This window comes from Streptomyces capoamus (assembly GCF_014654935.1).
GTDB lineage: Bacteria > Actinomycetota > Actinomycetes > Streptomycetales > Streptomycetaceae > Streptomyces > Streptomyces capoamus.
Genome location: NZ_BNBF01000001.1, coordinates 339,770 through 342,794 on the forward strand (window position 1 = coordinate 339,770; position 3,025 = coordinate 342,794).

At 74.0% G+C, this 3,025-nt stretch carries 3 protein-coding genes and 1 pseudogene; 2 read left to right on the top strand and 2 right to left on the bottom strand.

Features of this window, described 5'->3' with window-relative positions; genetic code table 11:
* Window positions 1–53 precede the first annotated feature (53 nt).
* Window positions 54–839 (top strand): enoyl-CoA hydratase/isomerase family protein, encoded by a 786-nt coding sequence (locus IE312_RS01630; protein WP_189977553.1) that lies wholly within the window; start codon window positions 54–56, stop codon window positions 837–839.
* Window positions 840–889: 50 nt separating this feature from the next.
* On the opposite strand, the gene IE312_RS01635 is transcribed toward IE312_RS01630, so the two are convergent.
* Window positions 890–1,363: an SRPBCC family protein gene (locus IE312_RS01635; RefSeq protein ID WP_189977555.1), complete on the bottom strand. Its 474-nt coding sequence runs from the start codon at window positions 1,361–1,363 to the stop codon at window positions 890–892.
* Between the two features lie 70 nt (window positions 1,364–1,433).
* A complete protein-coding gene (locus IE312_RS01640) occupies window positions 1,434–2,267 on the bottom strand; it encodes a DeoR/GlpR family DNA-binding transcription regulator (protein ID WP_189977557.1) in 834 nt (277 codons plus the stop codon).
* Between the two features lie 258 nt (window positions 2,268–2,525).
* Between IE312_RS01640 and IE312_RS38470 the strand changes: the two are divergent.
* Window positions 2,526–3,025, top strand: a pseudogene (locus IE312_RS38470) (hypothetical protein); the annotation flags it as partial.

The following is a 3,025-nucleotide window of genomic DNA, read 5'->3' on the forward strand; positions in this document are numbered from 1 at the left end:
ACCTACGCGCCCCGGATGGTCTTCCGGCGCGTCACCTCCCTGGAAGTGACCACATGACCGCCCTCTCCTTCGACACACCTCCCGCCGCCCCGAGACGGCAGCGGCTGCGCACCCACCGGCAGGGCCCCGTCCTCACCATCGAGCTGAACACCCCCGAACACGGCAACACCGTCACCGACGCCCTGCTCGACGAGCTCCTGGCCGTCCTCCTGGACCAGGACCCGGACGTCCGGGTCCTGGTGCTCACCGGCCGCGGAGCGGACTTCTGCCTCGGCGGGGACCGCGGCGAGTACACCCGGCACCTGGCCGACGACCCCGCGGGCAACGGCATCCGGATCTCGGGGACCAAGGCCCGGCGCGTCTGCGACGCCCTCACCGGCAACCCGGCCGTCACCATCGCGCGCGTCCACGGCAAGGTCATCGGGGCGGGCATGGCCCTGGCGCTCGCCTGCGATCTGCGGGTGGGTGCCGAGGACGCCACCTTCCGGCTGCCCGAGCTCGCCCTCGGACTGCCCACCGCGTGGGGCGGCCTGCTGCCCCGCCTCATGAACGAGGTCGGCGCCGCCCGGGTCCGCGAGCTGGTCCTCACCGGCCGGGCGTTCACCGCGGCGGAGGCCCAGTCCCTGTCCATCCTGCAGAAGGTCGTCCCCGAGCACGAGCTGGACGCCGCCGTCGCCGCCTGGGCCCGGCCCGTCGTACGCCGTCCCGCGGCGGCCCTGCGGGTCACCAAGACCCTGCTCAACTCGCTGTCCGCCGCTTCCCGTCTGGCGGACGTGTCCCTGCTGGACGCGGAACTGATGGCAGCGGTCGTGACCGAGGCGCACCACTCCCACGGCTGACCGGCTCGTGGAGGACCGCGGGTGGCCGGTTCTTCGGCGACCACAGCCGATCAGTTCCCGGCCAACCGCCGGTCCAGCGTCGTCACCGCGTCGTGGAAGGCCCGCTTGAGCCCGGGCCGGGCGAGCACCAGCACGAACCGGAACAGTGCCGTCCCGTCGGCGCCGAAGGTCCACCGCACCTGCGTGCCGGTACCGTGCGGCACCAGGCGCCACTCCTCGGCCAGGGCACGGGGGCCCGGCGCGTTGGTGGCGTCGACCCGGTAGGCGTAGAGCTCGGGCGACTTCGCGGCCAGCACCGTCTCCCTGAACCGCCCCCCGCCCCGCAGCCGGATCTCCCGCCCGGCGCCGCCGTCGACGGCCCGGGCGGACGTCACCGCCGCGAACCACTCGGCCCAGCCGGGCACGTCCTCGGCGAGCGCGCGGAAGACCCGCTCGGGCGGCGCCGAGATGTTCTGTGCGAAAACGAGACGTACGGGCGCGGTCCCGATGAAGTCGAGATCCACCGGGCGCAGACGACGAGCCATGGACGAAACCCCCTCGTGCACACGTCAGCAGGGCGGTTGACCGAGCACCGTCACCCTAGCTGACGTGACCTCAGCTGTCTGTGCCGTCCTCTTCCCCGTCCTCGCCCGCCACCGTCACCCGCAGGTGCTCGGACATCTCCGCCCGCGCCTCGGCGGGCAGGTCCGCGTCGGTCACCAGCACGTCGACCTGCTCCAGCGAGGCGAACGAACTCAGGCCCACCACACCCCACTTGGTGTGGTCGGCGACCACCACGACCCGGCGCGCCGAGTGCACCAGCCGCCGGTTGGTCTCGGCCTCCGCGAGGTTCGGCGTGGACAGGCCGGCCTCCACCGATATGCCGTGCACACCGAGGAAGAGCAGGTCGAAGTGGAGCGAGGCGATCGCCTGGTCGGCCACCGGTCCGACCAGGGAGTCCGAGGGGGTGCGGACCCCGCCCGTGAGCACCACCGTGGCCGAACCCTGGCGCTGCCCCGAGGTGCGCTGCGCCGCGTGGAAGACGTCCGCGACCCGCACCGAGTTCGTCACCACGGTCAGCTCGGGCACCTCCAGCAGGTGCTGGGCGAGCGCGTACGTCGTCGTACCGCCGGACAGGGCGATCGCCGCTCCCGGACCGACCAGGCGCGCCGCGGCCCGCGCGATGTCCTCCTTGGCGGTCAGTTCGAGCCCCGACTTCGCCTCGAAGCCCGGCTCGTGCGTGCTCGCCTCGACGACCGGCACGGCACCGCCGTGCACCTTCTCCAGCATGCCCTGGCGGGCGAGTGCGTCCAGGTCGCGGCGCACGGTCATGTCCGAGACGCCGAGCTTGCGGGTCAGCTCGTTGACCCGCACCCCGCCCCGGCGCCGGACCTCGTCCAGGATCAGGGCGCGGCGCTGCTCCGCGAGGAGGTTCTGATTCTCACTCACGTACGCTCCGGTCCTTTCGCCGTCATCCGTCCGACACGCCCGGCGCACCGGCTCCGACCAGGACGTTCCGTCCGTCCGGCAGTGCGCGGGCGTCCCATCTTTTCACGGCTCCGTCCCGGTTGCGCCACCGCCTGCCGGACCGTCCGCCGTGCCCCGGTTCGGGGAGATTCCGTGACGACGGCCGCACCGGACCGCCTGGGACGACATCCTGGGGCCCACACGCACAGGCGTCAGGGCGTCACGGGAAGTGCGAGAACAGTGGAACGCACACGGGACCACTCCGCCGGGCAGGACGGCGAACGGCGGACCGAAGAGTACGGCAGGCACCACGCGCCGCATCCGGGCGGCTGCGGCCGGCACGCGGACCGGCCCGCCGGGCGGGGCGAGGAGTGTCCGGACCCGGCGGCCCGCGCGGGGCACGCCGGCCTGCCGTCCGGGCACCCGCCGCAGGACACCGCCCGACAGGGCGAACAGGGGGCCGGGGCGTGTCCGGCGGGTTCCGGGGAGCACGCCGGCCGGACCGCCGAGCCGGAGACCGAGCTGGAACTGCTGGTGCACGGGGTCGGCGGCACCACGCCGCAGCGGATGCTCGGCGATCCGCGCACGGTACGGGTCACCGGTGACGACACGGCCGCCGTCTTCCGGCGAGCCGAGGACACCGGGACCGGCCCGGACGGGCGGCAGCACCGCCCCGGACCGGTCCGCGAGGCGTACGTCTGGTGCAACCTCACCTCCGGGGACGGCAGCCGCGCCCTGTG

Coding starts and splice junctions, on each gene's coding strand:
- IE312_RS01630 (WP_189977553.1), top strand. CDS start 54: ATGACCGCCCTCTCCTTCGACACACCTCCCGCCGCCCCGAGACGGCAG.
- IE312_RS01635 (WP_189977555.1), bottom strand. CDS start 1,363: ATGGCTCGTCGTCTGCGCCCGGTGGATCTCGACTTCATCGGGACCGCG.